Origin of the sequence: Enterococcus malodoratus (assembly GCF_027659535.1) — a bacterium.
Classification (GTDB): Bacteria; Bacillota; Bacilli; order Lactobacillales; family Enterococcaceae; genus Enterococcus_A; species Enterococcus_A malodoratus.
Window position 1 is genome coordinate 68,212 of the sequence record NZ_JAQDPG010000003.1, and the last position, 24,609, is coordinate 92,820.

The 24,609-nt window shown below is 41.0% G+C and carries 19 protein-coding genes, 1 tRNA gene and 1 pseudogene; 5 read left to right on the forward strand and 16 right to left on the reverse strand.

The genetic code is table 11. From position 1 onward, the window contains the following. Positions 1-25: 25 nt before the first annotated feature. The 9 genes from PGP85_RS06230 to groES all read right to left on the reverse strand — a co-directional run bounded on the left by PGP85_RS06230 (position 26) and on the right by groES (position 13,915). Entirely contained in the window at positions 26-2,701 is a 2,676-nt protein-coding gene (locus tag PGP85_RS06230) for a cation-translocating P-type ATPase (protein WP_251866963.1), read from the reverse strand. Positions 2,702-2,914: 213 nt separating this feature from the next. Beyond that, entirely contained in the window at positions 2,915-3,688 is a 774-nt protein-coding gene (locus PGP85_RS06235) for a tRNA 2-thiocytidine biosynthesis TtcA family protein (RefSeq protein WP_010740607.1), read from the reverse strand. Positions 3,689-3,711: 23 nt separating this feature from the next. Next, a complete protein-coding gene (locus PGP85_RS06240; protein ID WP_270326574.1) occupies positions 3,712-5,514 on the reverse strand; it encodes an LTA synthase family protein in 1,803 nt (600 codons plus the stop codon). Positions 5,515-5,681: 167 nt separating this feature from the next. Further along, positions 5,682-6,506, reverse strand: a complete 825-nt coding sequence (nadE, locus tag PGP85_RS06245) for an ammonia-dependent NAD(+) synthetase (protein WP_270326575.1) — start codon at positions 6,504-6,506, stop codon at positions 5,682-5,684. A gap of 15 nt (positions 6,507-6,521) precedes the next feature. Beyond that, complete coding sequence (locus PGP85_RS06250) at positions 6,522-7,994, reverse strand: nicotinate phosphoribosyltransferase (protein ID WP_010740610.1); 1,473 nt, start codon at positions 7,992-7,994, stop codon at positions 6,522-6,524. Between the two features lie 177 nt (positions 7,995-8,171). Further along, complete coding sequence (locus PGP85_RS06255) at positions 8,172-8,534, reverse strand: DUF1827 family protein (RefSeq protein ID WP_010740611.1); 363 nt, start codon at positions 8,532-8,534, stop codon at positions 8,172-8,174. Between the two features lie 155 nt (positions 8,535-8,689). After that, the gene (locus PGP85_RS06260; RefSeq protein ID WP_270326578.1) at positions 8,690-11,605 is read right to left on the reverse strand and encodes an NADH-dependent flavin oxidoreductase; all 2,916 of its coding nucleotides are present in this window, start codon (positions 11,603-11,605) and stop codon (positions 8,690-8,692) included. A gap of 373 nt (positions 11,606-11,978) precedes the next feature. Next, positions 11,979-13,607 carry a chaperonin GroEL gene (gene groL, locus PGP85_RS06265; RefSeq protein ID WP_178981678.1) on the reverse strand — a complete coding sequence of 543 codons (1,629 nt, stop codon included), beginning with the start codon at positions 13,605-13,607 and terminating at the stop codon, positions 11,979-11,981. Between the two features lie 23 nt (positions 13,608-13,630). Continuing rightward, the gene (gene groES / locus PGP85_RS06270) at positions 13,631-13,915 is read right to left on the reverse strand and encodes a co-chaperone GroES (protein ID WP_010740614.1); all 285 of its coding nucleotides are present in this window, start codon (positions 13,913-13,915) and stop codon (positions 13,631-13,633) included. Between the two features lie 197 nt (positions 13,916-14,112). Between groES and PGP85_RS06275 the strand changes: the two genes are divergently transcribed. Further along, positions 14,113-14,754, forward strand: a complete 642-nt coding sequence (locus tag PGP85_RS06275) for a CPBP family intramembrane glutamic endopeptidase (protein ID WP_010740615.1) — start codon at positions 14,113-14,115, stop codon at positions 14,752-14,754. Positions 14,755-14,824: 70 nt separating this feature from the next. Next, positions 14,825-15,445, forward strand: a pseudogene (locus tag PGP85_RS06280) (NAD(P)-dependent oxidoreductase). Positions 15,446-15,485: 40 nt separating this feature from the next. On the opposite strand, the gene PGP85_RS06285 reads toward PGP85_RS06280, so the two are convergent. The 7 genes from PGP85_RS06285 to PGP85_RS06315 all read right to left on the reverse strand — a co-directional run bounded on the left by PGP85_RS06285 (position 15,486) and on the right by PGP85_RS06315 (position 22,608). Then, positions 15,486-16,295: an MBL fold metallo-hydrolase gene (locus PGP85_RS06285; RefSeq protein ID WP_010740617.1), complete on the reverse strand. Its 810-nt coding sequence runs from the start codon at positions 16,293-16,295 to the stop codon at positions 15,486-15,488. 48 nt (positions 16,296-16,343) lie between these two features. After that, entirely contained in the window at positions 16,344-17,195 is an 852-nt protein-coding gene (locus PGP85_RS06290) for a two-component system regulatory protein YycI (protein ID WP_090404666.1), read from the reverse strand. Next, positions 17,196-18,509: a YycH family regulatory protein gene (locus PGP85_RS06295; RefSeq protein WP_010740619.1), complete on the reverse strand. Its 1,314-nt coding sequence runs from the start codon at positions 18,507-18,509 to the stop codon at positions 17,196-17,198. It lies immediately after the preceding gene. Then, positions 18,506-20,335, reverse strand: coding sequence for a cell wall metabolism sensor histidine kinase WalK (walK, locus tag PGP85_RS06300; RefSeq protein WP_270326579.1), 1,830 nt, complete (start codon positions 20,333-20,335; stop codon positions 18,506-18,508). The genes PGP85_RS06295 and walK overlap by 4 nt, the downstream gene beginning before the upstream one ends. Before the next feature lie 11 nt (positions 20,336-20,346). Next, entirely contained in the window at positions 20,347-21,051 is a 705-nt protein-coding gene (yycF, locus tag PGP85_RS06305) for a response regulator YycF (protein ID WP_010740621.1), read from the reverse strand. Positions 21,052-21,212: 161 nt separating this feature from the next. After that, positions 21,213-22,070 carry a DegV family protein gene (locus PGP85_RS06310; protein ID WP_010740622.1) on the reverse strand — a complete coding sequence of 286 codons (858 nt, stop codon included), beginning with the start codon at positions 22,068-22,070 and terminating at the stop codon, positions 21,213-21,215. Beyond that, a complete protein-coding gene (locus PGP85_RS06315) occupies positions 22,060-22,608 on the reverse strand; it encodes a DUF1836 domain-containing protein (RefSeq protein WP_010740623.1) in 549 nt (182 codons plus the stop codon). The genes PGP85_RS06310 and PGP85_RS06315 overlap by 11 nt, the downstream gene beginning before the upstream one ends. A gap of 157 nt (positions 22,609-22,765) precedes the next feature. On the opposite strand from PGP85_RS06315, the gene PGP85_RS06320 reads away from it, so the two are divergent. The 3 genes from PGP85_RS06320 to PGP85_RS06330 all read left to right on the forward strand — a co-directional run bounded on the left by PGP85_RS06320 (position 22,766) and on the right by PGP85_RS06330 (position 24,544). Continuing rightward, positions 22,766-22,838: transfer RNA gene (locus PGP85_RS06320), tRNA-Lys, on the forward strand. A gap of 585 nt (positions 22,839-23,423) precedes the next feature. Beyond that, positions 23,424-23,873 carry a hypothetical protein gene (locus PGP85_RS06325; protein ID WP_270326580.1) on the forward strand — a complete coding sequence of 150 codons (450 nt, stop codon included), beginning with the start codon at positions 23,424-23,426 and terminating at the stop codon, positions 23,871-23,873. Positions 23,874-23,890: 17 nt separating this feature from the next. Next, positions 23,891-24,544 carry an LPXTG cell wall anchor domain-containing protein gene (locus PGP85_RS06330; RefSeq protein WP_270326581.1) on the forward strand — a complete coding sequence of 218 codons (654 nt, stop codon included), beginning with the start codon at positions 23,891-23,893 and terminating at the stop codon, positions 24,542-24,544. The last annotated feature ends 65 nt before the right edge of the window (positions 24,545-24,609 follow it).

Genomic DNA, 24,609 nt, shown 5'->3' on the forward strand with positions numbered 1-24,609 from the left:
GATCGCATGCGAAGTTTTTATTTCTTTATTTTTTTAGTGCACTTCGTTGGAAAACTTTTACGATTTCAACGATTGGAATGATCGCAAATGACGCTCCGATCACGATTCCCCATTGATATAAATCAAGATGAGCAACTCGGAAGATATCATTCAGTCCCGGTACAATGATGATGATCATCATCAATGCAAAGGACAGTAAGATCGCCCAGTTGAAGCTCTTATTGCGGAAAGGTCCAACTTTAAATAATGATTGGTGAACAGATTTCACGTTGAAGGCATGGAACAGCTGCATTAATCCTAATGTCGCAAATGCCATCGTCAACGCGTCTGAATGAATGTCGCCGTAGCTTGTGTGAACTGGCCATTGAATCGCAGACCAATAAACGAACAACACCGTTGCAGCTTCTAAGATCCCTTGATAAATGATACTTGAGAAGACGCCTCCTGAGAATAAGTTTGAGCTGCGGCCGCGTGGTTTATGCTGCATCAAATCTTTTTCTGCTGGTTCCATCCCTAGCGCAATCGCTGGGAACGTATCGGTTACTAAGTTGATCCACAATAAGTGAATTGGCAGCAATGTATCCCAGCCAAGCAGTGTCGCGATAAACAGAGTCAATACTTCACCCAAATTGGCTGCTAATAGATATTGAACCGCTTTTTGGATATTTGAGAAGACTTTACGTCCTTCTTCCACCGCAACAACGATTGTCGCGAAGTTGTCATCCGCAAGAACCATATCAGAAGCGCCTTTAGAAACTTCCGTCCCTGTGATCCCCATACCGATACCGATATCCGCTTGTTTCAATGCAGGCGCATCGTTAACACCATCACCGGTCATGGCAACTACTTTACCTTCTTTTTGCCATGCTTTTACGATCCTTACTTTATGTTCTGGAGAAACCCGCGCATAAACAGAATAGTGTTCCACTTTTTGTGCGAACTCATCATCGGACATTTCATTTAATTGTGCTCCGGTTAAAACAGAATCATCATCACCTTTTTCAATGATTCCTAAACGAGCAGCAATTGCTTCAGCTGTATCCTTATGGTCACCAGTAATCATGATTGGACGAACACCAGCTTCTTTAGCGACACGTACCGCTTCAGCAGCTTCCGCCCGTTCTGGATCGATCATGCCGACTAAACCAGCAAAGATCAAATCATTTTCAACCATTTCCGATTCTAACTCAACCGGCACTTGATCTACGTATTTATACGCCATCCCAAGAACACGCAGTGCTTGTTGCGCCATGTCTTTGTTGTTAGCTAAAATGTCTTGTTTTTCTTTTTCGGTCATTGGAACAACTTGACCGTTCAATAAAATTTGTGACGCACGATTCAATAGAACATCCGGTGCACCTTTCACGGCGACTAAGATTCTTCCATCTTTTTCTTCATGCAAGGTACTCATTAATTTACGATCTGAGTCGAAAGGCAGTTCACCTACACGAGGTTCTTCTGCTACTTTTTCACGCACGTCGAAAGCATTGTTTAAACCAAATTGCACCAACGCTGTTTCTGTCGGATCACCGATCAAGCCGCCCTCTTGCGTAAATTTCGTATCATTCGCATAGTTCATAACTTTCATCGCCATGCTGTCGACAGGTACTTCGCCGCTTGCAGCATATTGTTTGTTATCAACATATAATTTTTCAACGGTCATTTGGTTCAGTGTCAAAGTCCCAGTTTTATCAGAAGCGATAATATCTGTTGAACCTAATGTTTCAACAGCAGGCAGCTTGCGGATCACAGAGTTCCGTTTTGCCATTACCTGAGTACCTAAAGCCAAGATAATTGTCACGATCGCCGGCAAACCTTCTGGAATCGCAGCAACAGCTAATGAGATAGACGTCAATAACATATCAACCCAAGAAGTATTATTGAAGAAAATCCCTACGAAGAACATCACAACAGCGATGATAATAATTGCAAAGGTCAAGAATTTGCTCAATTGGTTCAGATTCGTTTTAAGCGGCGTTTCAGTTTCATCCGCTTGCGCCAGCATACCGGCAATTTTTCCGACTTCAGTGGTCATCCCCGTATTAACGACAACACCTTTTCCTCGGCCGTAAGTCACATTACTATTTGAATAAGCCATATTGACGCGATCCCCAATAGCGACTTCGCCTTCATCAATAACGATCAGTTCTTTTTCGACTGGTACCGATTCACCGGTCAACGCAGCTTCTTCGATCTTCAATGAAGCCACTTCGATCAAACGTAAATCCGCCGGCACGACATCGCCTGCTTCCAGCATCACGATATCCCCAGGAACTAGATCCGTTGATTTCACAGAACTGATATGACCATCACGCAGAACATTCGCATTTGGTGTCGACATTTCACGTAAAGCTTCAATGGCTTCTTCCGCTTTAGATTCTTGTACCACACCCATCACCGCATTAATGATAACAACGGCTAAGATAATGATTGAATCCACTACTTCGTGAGAGACGACAGCAGAGATGATTGCCGCAAACAATAAGACAATAATCATTAAATCTTTAAACTGCTCCAAGAAGCGAGCGAGCATACTTTTCTTTTCGCCCTCTTCTAATTCGTTCAAACCAAACTCGCCTAGGCGTTTTTCTGCCTCAGCAGATGTCAGCCCTTCTTCCGTTGTTTGAACTTCCGCTAAAACCTGTTCTGTTTCTTCTGAGTAAAAAGGTTTTATCAGTTGTTGTTTTTTCTCCTCCGACATTATTATCCTCCTTAAAATTAGCGTTCCTTTTGGGAATAAAAAAAATAGACTTGTGTATGCGAAAAACACATACATAAGTCTCACTATTTAAGACAACACCAGAAAATATTTTTTCTTGCTGGTGGCGTTGCCACAGCTTGCGCTGCTAGTTACTCCCTCATGAATACAAAACGAATTATAGCATGAGAAAAGGCTGGAATACAATCACTACTTTCAAATTAATGGGTTGTAAGAGTTTCCATCAGAGACTTTTATCCAAAAATCTTCAGCTGTTCCTTGTTCCATGCCCATTATAAACTTTTCCCGGATATCTGGGTAGTAATTCGCAAGCCCAGTCACCAAATGTTTGATCTCTTCCCGCTTTGTCTTTTTATCCACAGGACAAGGATTGAAAATCACCGGCAGCTCTTCGCGTTTCACAAGACGAATGATTTGTTTTTCCTCCAAATAGATCATCGGACGGATTAACGTCACGTTTGTTTTAGATAAATAACTTTTCGGTTCAAAACTGTTTAACCGTCCGTGAAACAAAAAGTTCATAAAGTACGTTTCGATCGCATCATCGATGTGATGACCTAAAGCGACCTTTTGACAACCTAGTTGACTAGCTCGATTGTACAAGATGCCTCGACGTAGCTTTGCACATAACGAACAAGGCGACTTTTCTTCACGAATATCAAAAACGACTTTGGCGATATTGGTCGGTACGATCTCTAATTGATAGCCCAAACTTTCGACGAATTGCTTCATCGGTGTGATATCGCAGCCTTCAAACCCCATATCTAGAGAAATCGGCACAATCTCAAAATCAAAGCCTAATCGTCTTTGCCGCCGAATCCGGTCCAATAAATAAAGTAATGTCGTGCTGTCTTTCCCGCCGCTCATACCAACCGCTACCTTATCGCCCGGTTCGATCATTTGATGATTCAGTACTGCGCGGCGCAGCGGATTGTAATAATTTTGATTGTCTTTCTTTTTAAATCCCATGTGTGCTCCCTTAGTTCATCTGTTTATTCAAAGAATTTTTCTTTTAGGCTGTACTGATTGCCCGCCGTGATATCGTATTGGATCATTTGATAATCTTGATAGATTTTTTCCTGTTTCTTATTCAGCCGAGCCTCTTTGGACCACTGACCAGCTTGATAGTACATCCCTTTTTCAAAAGCCGGCAGCTCCTTTTGCAGATCGCTCAATAAGGTTTGAAAGCCAGTTGTTTGCAGGCGGGCCTGTTGAAATAGGTCGGCTCCAAAATAAAACGGACTAGTCGTAACCTGTTGATTGTTCAATTCGTGGCGATTGTCATACATTAGAAACTCCGTCTCATGCAATTGATGCCCTTGGTTTTCTTTTTGGATCTCATCCGAATAAATCCCCGGCAAATGATCGCCCCAAAATACGACCAATGTTCTTTCCGGCAGCTCATCCAACTCGTTTAAAAAGTTTTTCAAGGCTTCACTGCTATAGGCAATATCCTGTAGATAGCTTTTCACCGACAGACTGTTATCACCTTTGACCATATAAGGCAGGTCCGCATATTTGTTCTCATAAGGCATATGCGTCTGCATCGTCACGAGATGCAGAAATTGCGGCTTTTTATTCTTTTCCAATTGATCAAAGATTTCTTGATACGCCGCTGCATCCGAGATGTACGGATTATTTTCAAGCTTATCCGTATGCTTCATACTGCTCTCATCTAAAAACTGATCAAAGCCAAACGTTTTATACACGTCTTTTCGCTTGTACATCGAAGTATTGTACGGATGGATCGCCGTTGCTTCATAGCCGCGTTGCTTCAATGTCGATACCATTGAGGGAAACGACTTGAATTCTGACATCAGCATTGTATACGGCGTGGTCATTTGTGCATTAAACAATTCCATCGAGAAACCCGTCAAAGCCTCAAATTCGATATTTGCGGTCCCACCGCCATAGTTTTGCGACAGCATTTGCCCGCTATAGGTTCGATCCGCGACTTCACGATAAGCCTCCAAAGGATCACCGCCCAATACCTCTAAGCCGCTCAAACGACTAGGGTCGGAAAAACTTTCACTCATGACGTAAACGATATTTGGCTTTTCATCCGAAGTTTCATTGGTTCCTTGATACTCTTTGGTGATTTTTTTAACATTGGCCTCAGAATAATTCTCCGGCTTTTCCATCGCATCGACGGGCAGATTATAGAGGAATCCTCCCATAAAACCGGTATTGTAATAGTTCATCTTCTGACTGTAAGGAATCCACAAAGCCGTTTTATTGTAGGCTTTGCGTAATAAATTGTTCTGCTGGTTAAAGCTTCCGATATACAGCAGCAGACCGCTAGCTAAAACGAAAAGGCCGACACGAACCCATTGTTGTTTCTTTCCTAGCTTCAAACTTTTCCTCAAGCTAAAAATGATTAAAAAGATTCCAGCCGCCAAAAGCAGAAGGAACAATAAAAATACTGGTGTCCCGACCATATCACGGATCATTCCGAATTCAGTGATCATCTTCAAATCATCTGGATAGATCGGCTCCATCCGATATTTCATTTTCAAGAAATTAGCGATCCCCACGCCAATCACTACCAGCACATAGAATAAACTGCCGGTTTTTAGCGAACCTAAGAAACTGCTGATCCAACCATAAAAAATAAACAGTACCAGACACCCCAAGAAAAACTTTTCCGTGTGCCATGAAAAAGCAAATTTAAACGCGAGATTGAATGAAAACTCGTTTTGTGTTAATTGGAAAAAAAGATTTGAAACTATAATTAAGCCTAGTACGCCGATAACTGTCAAAATCGGGCGCCAAGGAAGCTTGCGAAATTTTTGCATAAACCTCTCCTATTCATGAACTCCTAAATAGTTTAGCGAGAAAACAGAAGAATGTAAAGAAGTCCACAACGAACCTTAACCATTGAAAAGAAAGTTGCTCTTCCACATCAATAAATGCACAAAAAAAGCCTAGCGAAGACAAAGTCTCGCTAGACTGCATGAATCGATTATTTCCAAAAATCATCGAAAATTGTGATTGGCAAATGGCGCTTATGCTGCGTCTTGTTCCACCAGTTTTCGATTGTAGCTTGTGCTTTCGCATCGATCGGCTTCCCTTCTAAGTAATCGTCGATATCATCATACGTTACACCCAAGGCCACTTCGTCCGCGATCAATGGTTTGCCATCTTCTAAATCGGCTGTAGGAATTTTCAAATACAAGGCTTCAGGCGCCTCTAATTCCTTCAGCAGCATTTTCCCTTGTCGTTTGTTTAATCGGAACAACGGCAAGATATCTGCTCCGCCATCACCAAATTTCGTAAAAAATCCAGTGATATTTTCAGCGGCATGATCCGTTCCGATAACAGCGCCTTGATTATCGCCGGCGATCCCGTATTGAGTGATCATACGTTGACGCGCCTTGATATTGCCCTTATTGAAGTCGCTGATCGTTACACCGGCTTCTTCTAATGCCGCAACCTCCGCATCAACCGCACCTTTGATATTCACACTCAAACTAACGTCAGGTTTGATAAAATCCAACGCTCTTTTGGCATCGGCTTCATCCGCTTGAGCACCATATGGCAGGCGGACCGCGATAAATTTGTACGTATCATCGCCCGTTTCCTGGCGCATTTCTTCCATTGTAAGCTGTGCAAGCCGACCAGCCAATGAAGAATCTTGTCCGCCGCTGATTCCTAAGACAAACGTTTTTAAAAACGGATATTTCTTAAGATATGTTTTCAAAAATTCGATACTTTTCCGAATTTCTGCTTGCGGATCGATTACGGGATTGACCCCTAATTCTTTAATGATTTCTGCTTGTAGCGTCATGACACATCCACTCCTTTAATCTTCTTGTTCCGTTTTTACCACAGATTTACGTACTTGGTCCATAATTTTGTTTTTATGGTTCCAACAATCCGTAGAAAGATCGACTGGATATTTTTGTGGATTAAGGTCACGTTTGTATTCTTCCCATAAGGAATCCAAATGGTCCTTAGCCGCTTGTTTAACCATTTCTAGATCCGGTAATTCGTAGACACGTTGGCCTTTTACAAAAATATCTTTTAGAACAGGACGCGCCTCAAAATTTTTCACTGTTTTATTAATGTAGGGATACACTGGATGGAACATGAAGATTTCCTTTTCTTCTCTTGGATCTTCATCCCACAAGGTCACGTAATCCCCTTCTGACTTGCCGTCAGATTTACGAGTAATCCGCCAAACTTGCTTCTTCCCTGGTGTGGTAACTTTTTCCGCATTGCTGGAAAGTTTGATTGTATCAACCATCTCGCCTTGCTCATTTTCGATTGAGACTAGCTTGAAGACTGCGCCAAGCGCCGGTTGATCGTAAGCAGTGATCAACTTCGTTCCGACACCCCAAACATCGATTTTAGCATGCTGCATTTTCAAGTTTTGAATGGTACTTTCATCCAAATCATTAGAAGCATAGATTTTCGCATCCGGGAAACCTGCTTCATCCAATTGCTGACGCACACGTTTTGAAATATAAGCCATATCTCCGCTATCGATCCGGACACCTAAGAAATTGATTTTATCGCCCATTTCCTTCGCGACTTTAATCGCATTCGGTACCCCTGAGCGAATAGTATCGTAAGTATCCACTAAGAAGACACAGTCACGATGGGTCTCCGCATAGGCTTTAAATCCATCATAATCGTTGCCATAAGATTGGATCAAGGAATGAGCATGGGTGCCGCTGTCAGGAATTCCAAAAATTTTGCCTGCGCGCACATTGCTCGTCGCATCGGCCCCGCCGATATACGCGGCTCTAGTTCCCCAAAGTGCCGCATCCATTTCTTGGGCACGGCGTGTACCAAATTCTAACAATGGATCATCACCAATTACCGATTTGATGCGGGCGGCTTTAGTAGCGATCAGCGTTTGGAAATTAACGATGTTTAAAAGCGCTGTTTCGACTAATTGACATTGCAGTAATGGGCCTTCCACTTGGATGATCGGCTCATTATTGAAGACCAACTCCCCTTCCACCGCTGAACGAACCGTGCAGGCAAATTTGAAATCTCGCAAATACGCGATAAAATCTGCCGGGTACTCCTCTACCTCAGATAAGTACGCCAAATCACTTTCGCTAAAGGTCAATTTTTCCAAATACTTAACCAGACGCTCTAATCCAGCAAAGATGACATAACCGTTATCAAACGGCATATTACGGAAATAACACTCAAATACGGCATGAAGATCCGCGCGGCCCGTCTCCCAATACGTTTTCATCATATTGATTTGATACAGATCCGTATGAAGCGTTAAACTGTCATCTTCGTACAACTTTTTCATAGTCATGCTCCTCATTTGTTTTTAGTAATTTAAACTATTTCATTTATTATATCACAAGAGCTTTGAGGGAGTACTCTTAGTCTCCTTACAATCGTTGAAATTCTCGGTACTCTCGTTCGGAAAAAGATCAATCGATTTTCTACAAAAAAAGAAAGGTCAGCGACCTTTCTTCATTTATTATTCTTCTTTCGGTACTTTGTATTCCACCGCAATGATATCTTTATATGACTCTTTCGGCCGCAAACCGGCTTCCATGATCTGTTTCTTGTAACCAACATCTACAACGACATCTTTACGTTCGACCTTCAACAGACGACGGATGATCGTATCGACTTCTTTGTGGCTGATTTTACGATGGCGATTTAACAACAACAAATCGATCGTATCAAATCGATCAGCATAAATGATCTTTGTCCGGTCATAAGCATATAGTTTAAGCAGCTTCACAGCCTGACGTTTATCAAAAAAATATTTTGTTAGATTAGGATATAAAGTTTCTAAGTTAACGTTACTATTCAAGGGTGTTTCGATTAATTTCATTTAACTATCTCCTATCTCTATGTATTTTTTTTAAGTAAAAAGATTTGGTTTCCAATAAATATTTTAACATAGCGAAGAAAAATTTTTGTGTAGAAAGAAAATAATTTTGCAAAAAAGAAAAAAATCCCGAGACAACTGTCTCAGGATCATTTTTCTTATTGTACGACATACTCAACTGCGACTGTTTTATGAACCTTTTCTGCTGCCAATTTTCCAGAAGTTAATGCCCATGCGTTATTTGCGCCAGAAGGGGAGTCGCTTCCCATCACGCCGCCGACCAGTTCTCCAGCAGCATAAAGGCCTTCGATCACTTGATCGTTACGGTTCAACACTTGCAGTTGGCTATTTGCGACCAAACCACCCATCGTAGTCGCAAACCGCGGTTTCTGTTCAATCATGTAATAGGGACCTTCACCGACCTTTTCCTGTAAAAACTTCAATTGACGACCAAAATCTTCGTCCGTTTGTTTTTCTACCCAGCCATTATAGCGAGCGACCGTATTCACTAAGCTTTCACGAGCCATCCCAGCTTTTTCTGCCAATTCAGCTAGCGTGTCTGCGCGGAAAATTTGCGGCGTCTCATTTTCATTTTCGATCCACCGGGCCAAATCTTCCCGCGTAATTCCACCCTCTTCGACTGCCTCTGTAAAGATCTCAAAGTTTTTCGCATCCATCAACAAGAACAGCATTTGCGGATCTTGCTTCAAAAGCACGTTCAGAATTTCCTTATTACTTGCTCGTTCATTGATTATTCGTTCTCCAGCCGTATTCACTAATAAACCGCTGCGTTTCATTACTTCGATATTTCCGCCGATCGTCGATTTCGCATACCCTTGCGAAACCTCCACACCATTTGGATAAATCTTTCCATATTCCATCAAACGCGTTGCCGCATTCAATTCTGGAGTCGTCGCCATCAGAATCCCATCGCCTGTTGACGATTTCGTCCCATAGAATAAGATATTATTTAACTCGTGGTTCAATAAATTGGAATTGTTGCCATAGCCGCCAGTCGTCAAGACCACTGCCTGTGCATGAATATTATGACGCTTGCCAGTATCTTCAACTGCTGTTAACCCAGTGACCTTCCCATTCCCATCGGTTAACAAACTTTCTGCCTTAGTTTGCAGATAAATCGTTACGTTGCTTCGCTCTAAGGCCTTTCTAGCACTCGCCGCAAATCCGTGACCGCCATCTTCGTAGGCTAACTCGCGATTTTTACGGTATTCTGCTAAAATGTGCAGCCCATTCTCCATGTCGTATTCAACACCCATGTACTCGTGGACCCAGTCTGTTGCCTCGCCCACATTTTCTGCCAAGGTGGTCAGAAGTTCAGGAACATTTAAGCCGCTCCCATTTGCTAAGAAGTCTTCGACCATAGATTCTACTGTATCGTCACAAACACCTGCACGTGCTTGCAATTTCGAGCCCATCACTACTTGGTTTCCGCCGCTGATAGAGATAGCTCCGCCGACAAAGCTTAATTTTTCTAGCAAAATTGTTTTTAGACCCATTTGGTCTGCTCGCAAGGCCGCAGAGATACCCGCAGCACCAGATCCAACAATCACCACATCGGCTTCTTCTTCAACGACTTCCTTAGACCATTGAACAGTCGGTTTCGGACGCGCCTTCAAGACTTCAGAGCTGGCTCCCGCCAGTTCGACTGCCTCTGCCACACCATCAATCAATCCTTGACTGGATGCTGAAGCACCTGAGATTACATCAACATTCAGCGTTTGACTATCAATTATTTGTTGCGGTAAACGAATAAAGACCTGATCAGATAAGCCTTCTGATTCATTGCTTTGATCTGCTTCAATTTTTTCGATCAGTTCTTCCGAGAAGGTCACATTCATAGCCAGCTCGCTATTATGTCCCTTTGCTTCAACCGTGTATGTCCCTGGTTTGAAGGTCAATTTTACTTTTTGTAATTCTTTTAGCCGTTCGTGCTTGCGTTTTTCCTCTTCGGGATCGATAACCATGTATGCCATGAAGTCCCATAATGGTGTAGGGATCAGTAATTTCCGTTGAGCATTGATATGGGCATAATCGATTACTTCTTGGTTTTCTTTGATTAAATTGACCCAGTTAGGCTCGATCAAGAATCCTTTTCCAACTGCTAGAAGATCATAACCTAATTTCAGCGCATCTTCCGCATCTGCTCGCTGCAAGATCGAGCCGACACCCATGATTGGAATTTGTGCCAAGGCAGAGGAACGATGCGCCAAATATTTCGTGATCAACGGTTCCGGATTGTCCGACTCAACGATCGATGGACGTGTATATGCTCCCATTGAGAAATGGAAATAATCTGGCTTCAATTCTGCAAGCGTATTCAATAAATACATCGTGTCTTCAAAATGAATTCCCGGTTCTTCTAACTCTTCCGGCGAAAAACGATAACCAATGATAAAGTTTTCCGCTTTTTGTGCTTCGGCAACACGTTGAACCTCTTTCATCACTTCTAAAGGAAACTTCGCCCGTTTTTCACGACTGCCGCCCCATTGATCCGTTCTGCGATTTGAGTGAGGGGAAAAGAATTGCTGCAAGATAAACGTATTGGCTCCGTGAATTTCGACGCCGTCAAAGCCAGCCTCAATCGCACGACGCGTTGCATCCCCAAACATCGTGATCATTTCTAAGATTTGTTCTTCAGTCATTTCTCGAGGAACCGGAGCGTTTGGCCGCAATGCCGCAACTGGACTTGCTGAGATTGGTGTCGCCCCACCATTGATTTCTGGCCAAGCCATCCGTCCCGCATGATAAATCTGCATGATTGCTTTTGAGCCTTTTGATTTGATTGCCGTGGCTAATTCGGTCAGTCCCGCAACTTTCTTATCCGTATCGACTCCTAAGGCTCCCGGAAAACCGCGTCCTTTATCTTCAACAAAACAGCTTTCAACGATAACCGCTGCCGCATCGCCAGAACGAAACGCATAGTAATCAATAATTTGCTGTGTGATCTCCCCATCATAAAAGGCTGATTGGGTCGTCATCGGCGACATAAACAAACGATTCTTAAAGCTTGCTCCCGATGCTAATGGAATCTCATCAAATAAATTTCTTAACATGTGGTTCTCCTTTCAAAATGAACGCTCTATTCATCAATTCCGCTTGATATGTAACAAATTTCACATGAGTGTCTCTGCGTGTGACAAATTCTATACGTTGTTATCATTCATCCTCACTAGGAATGTTCCATTTGTATCTAATCATTTCTTTGATAATTTCTGAACAAGGATCTCTAGTTCCTTCTTACGCTCATTGTAAGAAATTTAATCGATAAATTCCAATAGTTTATTTTCATAAAATCAATAAATTTTATACATATATCAGTCAACTTAGATATTATATGATAAGCAGGTGCTTCTATATAAATTCAAACTAACTGCACACAAAAAAGCCATCGGAAAAATTTCCGATGGCTCATTGTTTATAACTGGTTTACATCATGCCGCCCATCATTGATGGGTCCATTGCTGGTGCAGCGGCTGCTCCACCTTCAACAGGTTTGTCAGCAACGACTGCTTCAGTTGTTAATAATAAAGCAGATACAGAAGCTGCGTTTTGTAGCGCTGAGCGCGTAACTTTGGTTGGGTCAACGATACCAGCGTCAATCATATTGACATATTCGCCAGAAGCCGCGTTGAATCCAGTACCATGGTCCGCATTTTTCAATTTGTCGATAACGACTGATCCTTCGAAACCAGCATTTTCAGCGATTTGACGAACGGGTTCTTCTAAAGCACGTACGACAATCTTGATACCAGTAGCTACATCACCTTCAGCATCTAAATCAGAAACCTTCTTGATAACGTTGACTAATGCTGTACCACCACCAGATACGATTCCTTCTTCAACCGCAGCACGAGTTGAGTTCAAAGCATCTTCAATGCGTAGTTTTAATTCTTTCAATTCTGTTTCAGTTGCCGCACCAACTTTAACCACCGCAACCCCGCCAGCAAGTTTTGCTAAACGTTCTTGTAATTTTTCACGGTCAAAATCAGAAGTCGTTTCACCAATTTGGCGTTTGATCATTTCTACGCGGTCAGCTAAAGCAGCTTTGTCGCCAGCGCCCTCAACGATCGTTGTATTGTCTTTATCAACAACTACTTTTCCAGCAGTCCCTAAGTTTTCAATCGTTGCTTCTTTCAAGTCTAAACCTAGGTCTTCTGTAATTACAGTCGCACCAGTCAAGACTGCGATATCTTCAAGCATTGCTTTACGACGATCGCCGAAGCCAGGAGCTTTGACTGCTACAACGTTGAATGTTCCGCGAATCTTGTTCAAGACTAATGTTGGTAATGCTTCGCCATCCACATCATCAGCGATGATCAATAATGAACGAGATTGTTGTAAAACTTGTTCTAACAAAGGCAAGATATCTTGAATATTCGAGATTTTCTTGTCAGTGATCAGGATGTAAGGATTTTCTAAAGCTGCTTCCATTTTATCGTTGTCAGTTACCATGTATTGAGATAAGTAACCACGATCAAATTGCATTCCTTCAACGACATCTAATTCTGTGTCGATCCCTTTTGACTCTTCGATAGTGATAACGCCGTCGTTACCAACTTTTTCCATTGCTTCGGCGATTAATTTGCCGACTTCTTCACTACCTGAAGAAACAGCAGCAACTTGTGCGATCGCGTCTTTTGAATCAACAACTTTAGAAATGCTGTGTAATTCTTCAACCGCAGCTTTTGTTGCTAATTCGATCCCACGGCGAATTCCCATTGGGTTAGCACCAGCAGTTACGTTTTTCAAACCTTCACGAACAATTGCTTGGGTAAGAACAGTCGCTGTTGTAGTACCGTCACCAGCGATATCATTTGTTTTAGAAGCTACTTCAGAAACAAGTTTCGCACCCATATTTTCAAAATGATCTTCTAGCTCAATATCTTTTGCGATGGTTACACCGTCATTTGTAATTAATGGAGAGCCATAAGATTTTTCTAAGACGACATTACGTCCTTTTGGTCCTAATGTTACTTTTACGGTATCAGCTAATTTGTCCACACCACGAAGCATTGCTGCACGTGCGTCTTCAGAAAATTTAATATCTTTTGCCATGATTCTTTCACCTCATTATTTTTTTATTCTACGATTGCCATAATATCTTTAGCAGCAATAATCAAGTATTCACTGCCTTCATATTTCACTTCTGTACCTGCGTATTTTTCAAACATTACCATATCACCAACAGCTACTGGCATTGGACTTTTTTGACCGTTTTCCAGTACATTGCCTTCGCCAACTGCTACGATTTTAGCAGTTTGTGGTTTTTCTTTTGCTGCAGAAGCTAAGACTAAACCTCCAACTGTTTTTTCTTCTTCTTGAGTGACTTCAAGAATGACACGATCACCTAATGGTTTTAACACGATAAATCCCTCCAACTAGTAATGATTTTTCAAATCGTTAGCACTCGATAACCAAGAGTGCTAACTCACATGTATTATCATACCATTTTTGTTTCTTTTTGCAAGTCCTTCGTTTGCTTTTTTGATTTTTCTTCCACTTAGTTTTTAAGAGAATTATGGTATACTTGGGAACAATAAAAGTTTAGGAAGGAAAAATAATGAACGAAAAAAAATATAGCTTTATTACCATCTTTACTTACGGATTAGTTCTGTTTTCTCCACTATTATTTTTACGTGTTTTTCAGGCAAGTTCATCGCAGATTATTCAGTTAACCACACTGTCTTATTTTATTGGAGCTGTCTTGATGATCTTTTATCGCATCAAATCACAGTCGTTTGAGTTAGAAGGCCGCAAAAAAAGCCTGCTTATCTCTATTTTGATCGGAATCGTAGGCATTCCTGCTTCCTTATTACTGCAAATGCTCATTTTACAGATCGAGCAGCGCTTGCTAGGTCAATCTGTTGCTTCACAAAATACGCAAAATATCGTTCAACTGATCATGAACAATATGATTTTTATTTTAGCGACAACAATTGCTGGGCCAATTATGGAAGAATTCGTTTTTCGGCGTGCGATTTTTGGTTCACTGGAAAAACGATTTGGCTTCATTCTGCCTGCGTTGCTAAGTTCTGTTCTCTTCGCTTTCGCTCACAACGATGGGCATTATCTTTTGTATGCTGGACTAGGTTTCCTATTCTGCGGCATGTATCGCTATAGCGGACGTATTTGGACATCAATGATTACGCATGTCGGAATGAATCTGCTGGTTATTCTGACTCAGCTAGCCCTTCAATCTTAAAACGAATCTTTTGCCTTTTTAAAGAAACCTCCTTAGACTGAAAGTACTATCAGTTTAAGGAGGTTTTTAAATGAAAGTAGCAATTATCGGCGCTACTGGAAACGCCGGATCACTAATCCTAAAAGAAGCTTTAGACCGTGATTTAGCGGTCACAGCGATTGTCCGCCATTCAGAAAAATTAACGACAAAAGTTCCTATTTTAGTGAAGGATTTATTTGAACTGACAAAAAAGGATATCGAATTCTTTGATGTGGTAGTTGACGCCTTTCGCCCACCAGCAGGCCAAGAAGAACTGCATCAAACTTCTCTAAAGCATCTCATCAGTCTTTTACGTGGAACCGACACCCGCTTGATCGTTGTTGGAGGAGCATCCTCATTATTTATTGATGAAGCTCATCGCATGATTGATGTCTCTGATCCCAATGCCATTTATTATCCAACTGCCTATAACATGTATCAAGCATTTTTAGATTTAAAAGCAGCATAGCAGTTGAACTGGACCTATTTAAGTCCTGCCGCAAACTTTGTACCTGACGGCAAACGTACTGGACATTATCATGTCAGTGATGACCATCTGCAAAAAAATGCGGAAGGTAAAAGCGAGATCAGCATGGCAGATTACGCCATCGCGCTAGTCGATGAAATCATCGAACCAAGACATTTGAACCAACATTTTAGTGTGTATAGTTAACAAAAAATGGCAAGCCTGCAATAAGCAAGCTTGCCATTTTTTAGATTGCAAATAATTCCGTTGCACTATCAGGGTCGGTATCGAAGATTTGAAATTGATAATTTACCCCTAGATCATAACGTGTCAAAGTTTCTTCCATCGTCATATGTGCTAACTCTTTCATATTATTCTCTTTACTCAAGTGTCCTAAGTAAATTCGTTTTGTCCGATCTCCAAGAATATCAGTCATCACTAATGCTCCGTCATCATTGGATAGATGCCCGCGATCACCTAAAATCCGCTGCTTCAAACTCCAAGGATAAGCGCCCATCCGCAACATCTCTAAATCGTGATTACTCTCGACTAAGTAAGCATCTGCATCACGAATCGTTCCTCTGACATGTTCACTGGCATACCCCGTATCCGTCAGCATCACAAACGAATGACCATCTTTATAGAAACGGTAAAACTGTGGTGCGGCCGCATCATGAGAAACACCAAAACTCTCGATGTCTAAATCACCAAAAGTTAGTACTTTTCCCATTTCAAAAATATGTTTCTGCTCTACATCCACTTTTCCAATCAAGGGAGCCATCGCTTCCCACGTTTTTTCATTGGCATAGACAGGTAATTTGTATTTTCGTGCCAAAACCCCAACACCATGTATATGGTCGCGATGTTCGTGGGTGACTAAGATTGCATCTAAATCCTCAGGTTTTCGATCGACCTCTGCTAATAGTGAAGTGATTTTTTTCCCACTCAACCCAGCATCAATCAAAATTCTTTTTTGCGGACTCTCTAAATACAAAGAATTCCCTGTACTTCCGCTAGCTAAAATGCTGATATTGAATGCGTTATTCATTTCTAACATGAGCAATTGGTCCCCTCTTTTAAAACTGTCCTCAGTATACAACCCTTTTTATGGATTTTCCACCTTTGGAACTAAATTATTCGTAATCACTTGATTGTTCAATGCATTGACCTTTTCAATCTGGGTCGTCTTGTCAGAGGTCTTTATTTTCACAAACCAGACCGGGACATACACATTCTTTTCCCGCACCTCAAGCGTTCGGAAGTAACCTAGATAAATGTTTGTAATCGTTGATTTGCTGGGAATATTGTTATTGATGTATAACGTATTTAAAATTTCTTTCTCAGAATAAAGCGTCATTTTTTCCCGTAACGGCTCGATCTCTTTCAAACGAGTTTGAGTATATTTCGAAACTCGTTCCTGATCATCATCACTTTTGACGATGTCCAACGTCACTCGAGAAGTCTCATCAATAAAAGGAATCCCTTCGTAAGATTGCGCACCGATAATTTTACCCAGCTCGTCATCCTTCTTTGAAATATCCGGCATGTAAGTGTACTCTTCGCCGTCCATGATAAATTCCTTATTTTTCATCAGTCGATTAAAACTGCTGGTAGATTTTTTCAAATCAAACTCTGTGTCTGCATTGGGATAGCTGTTCGTCAAAACTTTATCTGAAATACTCCAATTGCCTTTAATCGTTGGATTCGCTCCTTCATTCAATAATGAATCAAAGGTATCCTGTTCAGCACTTAGATAATAGCCTTCTTGTTGTTTATCAGAAACTTGTCCCTTAACTTCTATATCATCGTTTTCCAACCGGTGAATGATATCTTCCCGTTGATTTGAATTTGTAACAAGGCTTTGCTCATGCTGGTTATTCCAGTAAATACTGAAAAGAAAAATGTTCAACCCGATAAAGACGAGAAAAAAGATCCATTCGATTTTTCTAAAATCCAATTAGCTCGCCTCCGTTTCTAGGTTTCCCTGCATCAGCTGATTAGCTGAATACCAAGTGTTGTCATACTTAACAAACCATTCTGGAGTCAAGGCAACTAATTTATTTACACCATCGATATCTTGCCATGTATAACCGATGATAAAGCTCTGAATTTTATCAAGATCAATCCCTACTGCGGCCAAATTGTTTTCAATTTCTAAAGTGCTCGGCAATTCCACCTCTTCGTCAGAAGGAATTGGTACTTGGACCGTATCCATACTTGTTTCGATCTTAACCTGCGGCAGCGACGCATTGGGTGCATGCTCGATCTTCACACTCATTTTGCCCTTCGATGATTGACTAAAAATAGGATAGCCTTCAACAAATATTCGATAATTGACCTGTCCATCATGGTGATCAAAATAGCGCAGATTTCCCACCGCTGTACCTAAACGACTAACATAATTAAAACTTTGGCTATAGACGCTTTCCTTCGCTAAGTCCTCAGGCAGTTCGCCATCAAATGTAACCAAACGTTTTTGCTCGTCCATCATAAGTTCCTCATGCCCGCTGACAAAAGAACGCGATCCCTGTTCTTCCTCTTCACCTTTTGCTTGATCAGGATTTTGGAAAAATGAATTGCGGAACAGCGAATAGGATTGTGTCGTCAAGATATAGCTGTATTTTTTTAAACGAACACGATCCTTTGTGCGCAGCAAGCGCGGAACTAATGGATTCTCATCAGACATCGGCAAATAGCGGCTTTGATTTTTTTGATAAATCGTTTCGAGGCCGGTAAAATCTGCGGAGATCGTCGCTTCGTATACCGTATCTTTGCTGTAACTTAAAAAACGAATTTTCTTTTTAGAAAAATCAATTTGAATTTTTGAAAAAGTAATCTTATCTGACTCCTTCAGTGAATTTAAATTGATCGGCATATCAAAAACCTTGATGTACTCGGTTAAAGAAAAGCCCCCTTCGTAATTAAGCTCAATTCCGTTGTCTAAACTATAATAGTTTTTGATCTCTTCTTCGCCTTGAGCAACTTCTTGCAGCTGACCATACGTACTTTCCGTCAAACGAGCTTGGGTTGTAGCTAATAAATTCTCACTGCTGGTTTGAAACTTGCCTTCTGCTAAATCCCAAATACCGCGAATCGGCAAAAAAGCATCTGTTGCTTTCGCATAACTTTGGTCATTCTTCACCGTCTGTTTACTGGTATTGACCTCTGCTGTTTTTGAGGTAGGACTAAGCCAAATGGCATAAGTGAGGACGAGACTGAGCAAGATCAGAGCAAAAAGCGCTACGCGAATGATTTTTTCTGATAATTTCATTCCCAAATATCCTCCTCATAAGGTTCATATGGTAAAGAAATATAGAAGGTCGACCCTTTTCCTTCGACACTTTCGACCCAGATTTGACCTTTATGGGCCTTCATGACTTCTTTAGAGATTGCCAGACCAAGTCCAGTTCCGCCTTGTTGACGCGCCCGCGCCTTATCTACCCGATAAAAACGCTCAAAGACTTTCTCCAAATCTTTCTTCGGAATTCCTAAGCCCTCATCAGAAACACTTAAGACGACATTGTTATGAGTTTCCATCAAATGGACTTCGATTTTGCCGCCATCTGGTGAATACTTAATGGCATTGTTCATGATATTATCAAGCACCTGCATGATCTTATCCGTATCAATCTCAACCCACAGATCACGTTCCGTAAATTCGCGGACAATCCGATAATTTTTCTCTTGGCTATTCACCATCATATCGAAACGATCCAAAATGTAATCGACGAGTTCATTGAAATTGACCAATTCAAGATCCATTTGCTGTGCACCCGAATCCATGCGGGAAAGATTCAGCAGATCATTGATCATGCGAATCATCCGGTCTGTCTCACCTAATGTCACATGAATAAATTCTGGTGCAACCGCCTTATCTTGCCAAGCACCTTCTTCTAGCGCTTCTAAATAACTGCGAACACTGGTTAACGGTGTCCGTAATTCATGAGAAACATTTGAAACGAATTGTCGGCGTTCTTCTGCCGTCTTTTCCTGCTCGGTAACATCATGTAAAACAACTACTAGTCCGCTGATAAAGCCCGATTCACGGCGAATCATGGCAAAGTCTGACCGTAAAGTTCTGCGATCTTCATCAGAATCAGATTTCGAACGATCAATCAAAATCTCTTCTGGTGTTTCTAATAATTTACGCAGTGTATACTCTTCCTCTAAATCAAGCAAGGTTAAAATTGATTGCCCAATTGCCTGCTCATTCGTAGTATCCAAAAGCGACAAAGCCATCTCATTAATAGTAATAACTTTACCACGCCGATCTGTAGCAATAACCCCATCGGTCATATGAGTCAAAACGCTATCTAATCGATTTCGCTCGGCTTCCATCGTATCTTGAGCATCCTCTACTCGATCGGATAATTTATTGAAGGTTCTGGCTAATTGGCTTAATTCATCGTGGCCTTGCACATCAACCTTTTCAGAATAATCGCCCTGTGCAATACGAACCGCCTGTTTCTGCATCTCCTTGATGGGCTTGGTGATGGAACGAGCCACCAACAATGCCACCACGATCGAAATTAATCCTGCAATCAAAGAGGCCGAGAAAAAGATCAAGGCAGTATTGCCAATTTCGGTATATTTTTGCTCAATGTCGCTCTTAACATAAAGAGCCCCGATCACAGCCGAATCGCCGGTCGGGGACTGAATAGGTTGGACATTGATATATACCCGTTTGTTATTGTCATCAAGCGTTACATATTGTTTCATTGAAAAATCATCGATATCGCTGTACTCATTTTTCTTACCAACGATAGAATCTTTTTGTCCCACATCATTGGTGGCAACAACAATTCCCTTGTCGTCGACTACCCACATATCTGTGATATCAGAAGCCGTATTATTTTCAAGAATACGCTGCAATTGATCCGCTTCATTTTCACTATCCTCTGCCATTGTCGCACCGAGGGTCGTACTAAGAAGTGAAACTCGCTGATTCATGTCTTTAGTAAAGTTATCGATTGTTGATTTTTCAAGTCCTCGAATAAAATAAGCACCGATGATCTCTATCGAAATCAACAAGATCAAGATAAATGAAAAAGCGATCTTGAAATTGACTGATCGGTAAAAACGGACTTTTTTTTCCATACTTACTCTCTTTACTCCTGTTCAGGGTTGCGTAAATAATAGCCTACGCCACGTCTCGTTACTAAATAGGTTGGATGGCTTGGATTGTCTTCGATTTTCTCACGCAGACGGCGCACCGTTACATCAACTGTTCGAACATCACCAAAATAATCGTACCCCCACACTGTTTGCAGCAGGTGTTCACGAGTCATCACTTGACCAATATGTTTTGCTAAATAATGCAGCAATTCAAATTCACGATGGGTCAATTCGATCGTATCACCGTGCTTAGTTACCATGTAAGCATCTGGATGGATCGTCAAATCACCAATCGTCAAATCACTTTGCGTTGTTTGTTCTTCTTCCTTCGGTGCTTGTCCGCCGCGACGTAAATTTGCTTTTACACGAGCGACTAATTCCCGATTGGAAAACGGTTTTGTCACATAGTCATCTGCCCCTAATTCCAAACCTAAAACTTTATCGATCTCAGAATCTTTGGCCGTAACCATAATGATCGGCATTTCATGGGTCTTGCGTACTTCACGAGCCACTTCCAAACCGTCCTTTTTAGGCAACATCAAATCTAATAAAATCAAATCTGGATTGACTTCTTCGACTTTTTCTAAGGCTTCTTCACCATCATATGCAGTAAAGACTTCGTAGCCTTCTTTGGTTAAATTGAATTTCACGATGTCCGAAATCGGTTTTTCATCGTCAACTACTAGAATTTTTTTCACTAAGAGTCACCTCATACCTTTATAAGATTGTATGTACGCCTTACCATTATACAATAATTTCAATGGTGTTTCATCTTTTCAAACAGGCAACGATTTTTTTACAACTATTACTTAAGAAAAAATGAAAAAAAGAGACGAGCTCTGCTCATCTCTTTTGTAGATTAATCAAGTACTTGACAGACAACACCTAGCGACCCAGGCCCCGTGTGTACCGACAATGCCGGTGAAACCTTACCAAAATAAATATTTTCAGCTGTTGGAAAGATTTCCTGCAATCGCGCTCGAATCTTTTCGGCTGTTTCCAAAGCATCCGCTTGAGTCACCGCCAAATTAAAACGCTTATGATTCCCAACATGTTCTTTTACCAGTTGAATGGTTTTGTCGAGACTCTTATTTAACCCCCGTACCTTCGCAACAGTGTAATAAATCCCATCAGAATTACACGAAATGATCGGTTTCAATTTCAAAGCGCTCCCTAGCAAGGAAGAAACTAGACCGATTCGGCCGCCCTTTTGTAAATACTCTAGGGTGTCCACATTAAAAAAGATTTTGGTTTTTGTAATTTTACTTTCGACTTCAGCAATAACTTCCGTGAAGGATTTTCCCTGCTTAACCAAGTCTCCGGCATAAATCGCTAAAATTCCGGCACCGATCCCAACATTTTTCGTGTCGATTGATTGGAAAATCAAGCCTTCGTAATGTTCACCTAACACACGCAATGCATTGTACGTTCCGCTCAATCCGCTAGAAATCGTTACGATGACAACATGTGTGTACCCTTGTGCTTTGATTTCATCAAACACTTTATGAATCAACTCACCATCAGGTAATGAAGTTGTTGGTAATTCTTTTTTGATCAATGGAAAAATCGTATCCGAACTGATATCAATTCCATCTCTATATTCTCGGTCACTAAAAATTATTCGCAGCGGTACCATAAAAAATGGCCCATTGTCGATGACTTCTTGGGGTACATCTGTCCCAGAGTCAACTAGGATCGCAATTTTTTCACTCATCATTTTCGCCTTCTTTCTCTTTATCCAATTGAATTATTTTTTCAGCTAGCATCTTTTGTGTAAACGATGCGACAGCGCCTTCCATAGCTAAATAGTAAAAATCTTTGTTGCTTCTTGTCAATTTAACCTCTTCGCCTAAAGTAATTTTAGCTATTTGTACAAGTGATTCTTCCTGGACGGTACAAAAGCTGTTGTAAGCATCTTTAGGTTCGTTGATTGCTAATTGCATGCGTATCAACTCATTGATATCTGGAATCGCAAAAACCTGTTTTAACAAAGTAATCGCTATCAAATATGCCAGATGATTACGATTGTATCTCTTTTTTACTGGCGGTGGTACTAATTTATGCTTAACGTAATTGTTGACCATCGCGCTCGATAGAAGCTGATGTTTCTCGTCTTCTATCAATGGTGATAAGTAACGATCAACAAGAGTAATAACTTGATCCATGTACAATTCCAATTCAGGTAACTCTTCCCAGCGAGGCAAGCGTAAATCTTTTAATCCTTCTGCCCATGATCTGAGTCTCGTTTCTTCCATTATTTGCACCCCTTTCATCGATAGTTTAACAAAATCACGATAATTATACAATATAGTTTCAAAAACTAGATAATTGCCGTTCTTTTTGATAAAATTTTTTTTAGTTTATTCTTGCTTTTTTATTTTCTCAGTGCTAACATATGAAAGTACTTTGTTTGGGCCGTTAGCTCAGTTGGTAGAGCAGCTGACTCTTAATCAGCGGGTCGCGGGTTCGAGCCCCTCACGGCCCATTGGGTGCCAAACCCACGTCACCAGTGCATTCTTGGCTACTTCGGTAGTTTAGAAAAGAATGCGCGTGGTGGCATTTTTTTGTTTCAGGGGCAGGTTTTAAAAACGGAAAATCATTTTTCTTTAAAATGGCCGATAAAAACAACACTTACCTAATCCATATTTGTTAAACCGCTTATCCAAAATGTAGCTACAGCTCCTATTGCTCCGGTCATAGAAAAAATGAAAGGAACAAACAAACTCCGCATCTCAAAAAGAGTATCCAAAAACCAGTGAACGCAGAACTTGCATTCTTGACGATCATTGGAAGCATTGTATTCTCAATTGCAAGTTTAGTTATCCTAAAACGACGTATTCATTTAAAATAAGGCACAGTAATTTCTATTGCTACTGAATTAAATTGAATGTACTTCACCAATAAATAAAAAGCCAAAGCAGATTTTTTTTAAATTGCTTTGGCTTTTTCAATTAAACTACAATTATATGTTCGCCCTAAAAAAACTTTTTTTATTTTTTTCACCTTCCTAGTTTACAAAAATATTTCTTATGTTACAATTGTGTTACAGAAATATTAAGGAGTGATTATTGTGAAAAAAATGGTTGTGTTTAGTTTGTTGGTCTTGAGCTTCCCCCTTGTCGCATTTGCCGACACTTCTGATAGTGTCTTAGATGTCCCCACTGCTTCCAGTCAAGAACAAGTGGTTGATAGCGCCTCTGTTACTAATGAGGCAATAGCTGAAAAACCAGTAGCAGATTCAAGTAAAACTCGGCCTTCCGAAGAAGGAACAGTCGAAAGTAAAAAAACCTCAAATGAAGAAGTTTCAGCAGCGGACAAGACGATGAAAGAAGATCCAACAGCCAAAACAGCCACTAACGAGTTTGCAGAAGTTGAAAAGACAACAGACTCGAACACAGTTGAAAAAATGCTTCTACCGTTGCACCTCAGCAGACGACGGGAGAAGCAGCAAACTCACCAGCAACGCTCGAAGAAAAAATCATTAATGAATGGACCGCTGAAGATATTCGTAAAAATTTAACCAGTGCTGATTTTGGTATGAATCAAACAGAATTGAAGGGATACACTGATCAAGAACTAACGAATGCTTTCAAGTTATTCGCACGTTATAATTTCGACATTACTGGTATGGATTTTGGCAGCTATGTGCGGGTTCTGCGGATGGTTTATAAAGATCAAGTAATTTCCTGGGCAGACGCTGAGAAAGCATTGGCCTTCAATCCAAATAATTACACGACAACTGCGGAGTTAGCTAATAATGTCGATCAGTTGCAGGCCTATCTGAGAATTCTTTATTCAAGTAAAGAAGGCTTCTTGCCGCTTCGTCATTTCACAAATGAAGAAATGCTTCATATTTTAAATCATCTTAGCGGTGCAGAAGACGAACTAAGTGCTGCAAATGGATTGTTCTCTGGTCTGGTCCACTGGCTGTACAACTCTCAAGAAGGAAATGGTCCAATCGAGAATGGCTCTAGACCTGTTCTGCCAATTCAAAATACGGCGACAGCGACTAAACCAATTGTTGAAAATGTCGCTAACGTTCCAACAGATCAAAAGAATCTGTCAGCACAAACTATTCAAAAAGAATACCCTAAAACCGGTGAAAATCGTAATCTAGCTCTCACTTTCACTGGAATTACATTATTTATTATTGCAGGTGTCGTGATTTTAAGAAGACGCGTGCGTTTATAATAAATAAACTCTCTCTCAATCAACATAAAGAGGAGCCGAGGCAGAATTAATCTCTGTCTTGGCTC

What these genes read in the sequence shown, in the direction of transcription:
- PGP85_RS06230 (WP_251866963.1), bottom strand. Translation starts at nt 2,701, where the DNA reads ATGTCGGAGGAGAAAAAACAACAACTGATAAAACCTTTTTACTCAGAA.
- PGP85_RS06235 (WP_010740607.1), bottom strand. Translation starts at nt 3,688, where the DNA reads ATGGGATTTAAAAAGAAAGACAATCAAAATTATTACAATCCGCTGCGC.
- PGP85_RS06240 (WP_270326574.1), bottom strand. Translation starts at nt 5,514, where the DNA reads ATGCAAAAATTTCGCAAGCTTCCTTGGCGCCCGATTTTGACAGTTATC.
- nadE (WP_270326575.1), bottom strand. Translation starts at nt 6,506, where the DNA reads ATGACGCTACAAGCAGAAATCATTAAAGAATTAGGGGTCAATCCCGTA.
- PGP85_RS06250 (WP_010740610.1), bottom strand. Translation starts at nt 7,994, where the DNA reads ATGAAAAAGTTGTACGAAGATGACAGTTTAACGCTTCATACGGATCTG.
- PGP85_RS06255 (WP_010740611.1), bottom strand. Translation starts at nt 8,534, where the DNA reads ATGAAATTAATCGAAACACCCTTGAATAGTAACGTTAACTTAGAAACT.
- PGP85_RS06260 (WP_270326578.1), bottom strand. Translation starts at nt 11,605, where the DNA reads ATGTTAAGAAATTTATTTGATGAGATTCCATTAGCATCGGGAGCAAGC.
- groL (WP_178981678.1), bottom strand. Translation starts at nt 13,607, where the DNA reads ATGGCAAAAGATATTAAATTTTCTGAAGACGCACGTGCAGCAATGCTT.
- PGP85_RS06275 (WP_010740615.1), top strand. Translation starts at nt 14,113, where the DNA reads ATGAACGAAAAAAAATATAGCTTTATTACCATCTTTACTTACGGATTA.
- PGP85_RS06285 (WP_010740617.1), bottom strand. Translation starts at nt 16,295, where the DNA reads ATGTTAGAAATGAATAACGCATTCAATATCAGCATTTTAGCTAGCGGA.
- PGP85_RS06295 (WP_010740619.1), bottom strand. Translation starts at nt 18,509, where the DNA reads ATGAAATTATCAGAAAAAATCATTCGCGTAGCGCTTTTTGCTCTGATC.
- walK (WP_270326579.1), bottom strand. Translation starts at nt 20,335, where the DNA reads ATGGAAAAAAAAGTCCGTTTTTACCGATCAGTCAATTTCAAGATCGCT.
- PGP85_RS06310 (WP_010740622.1), bottom strand. Translation starts at nt 22,070, where the DNA reads ATGATGAGTGAAAAAATTGCGATCCTAGTTGACTCTGGGACAGATGTA.
- PGP85_RS06315 (WP_010740623.1), bottom strand. Translation starts at nt 22,608, where the DNA reads ATGGAAGAAACGAGACTCAGATCATGGGCAGAAGGATTAAAAGATTTA.
- PGP85_RS06330 (WP_270326581.1), top strand. Translation starts at nt 23,891, where the DNA reads ATGAATCAAACAGAATTGAAGGGATACACTGATCAAGAACTAACGAAT.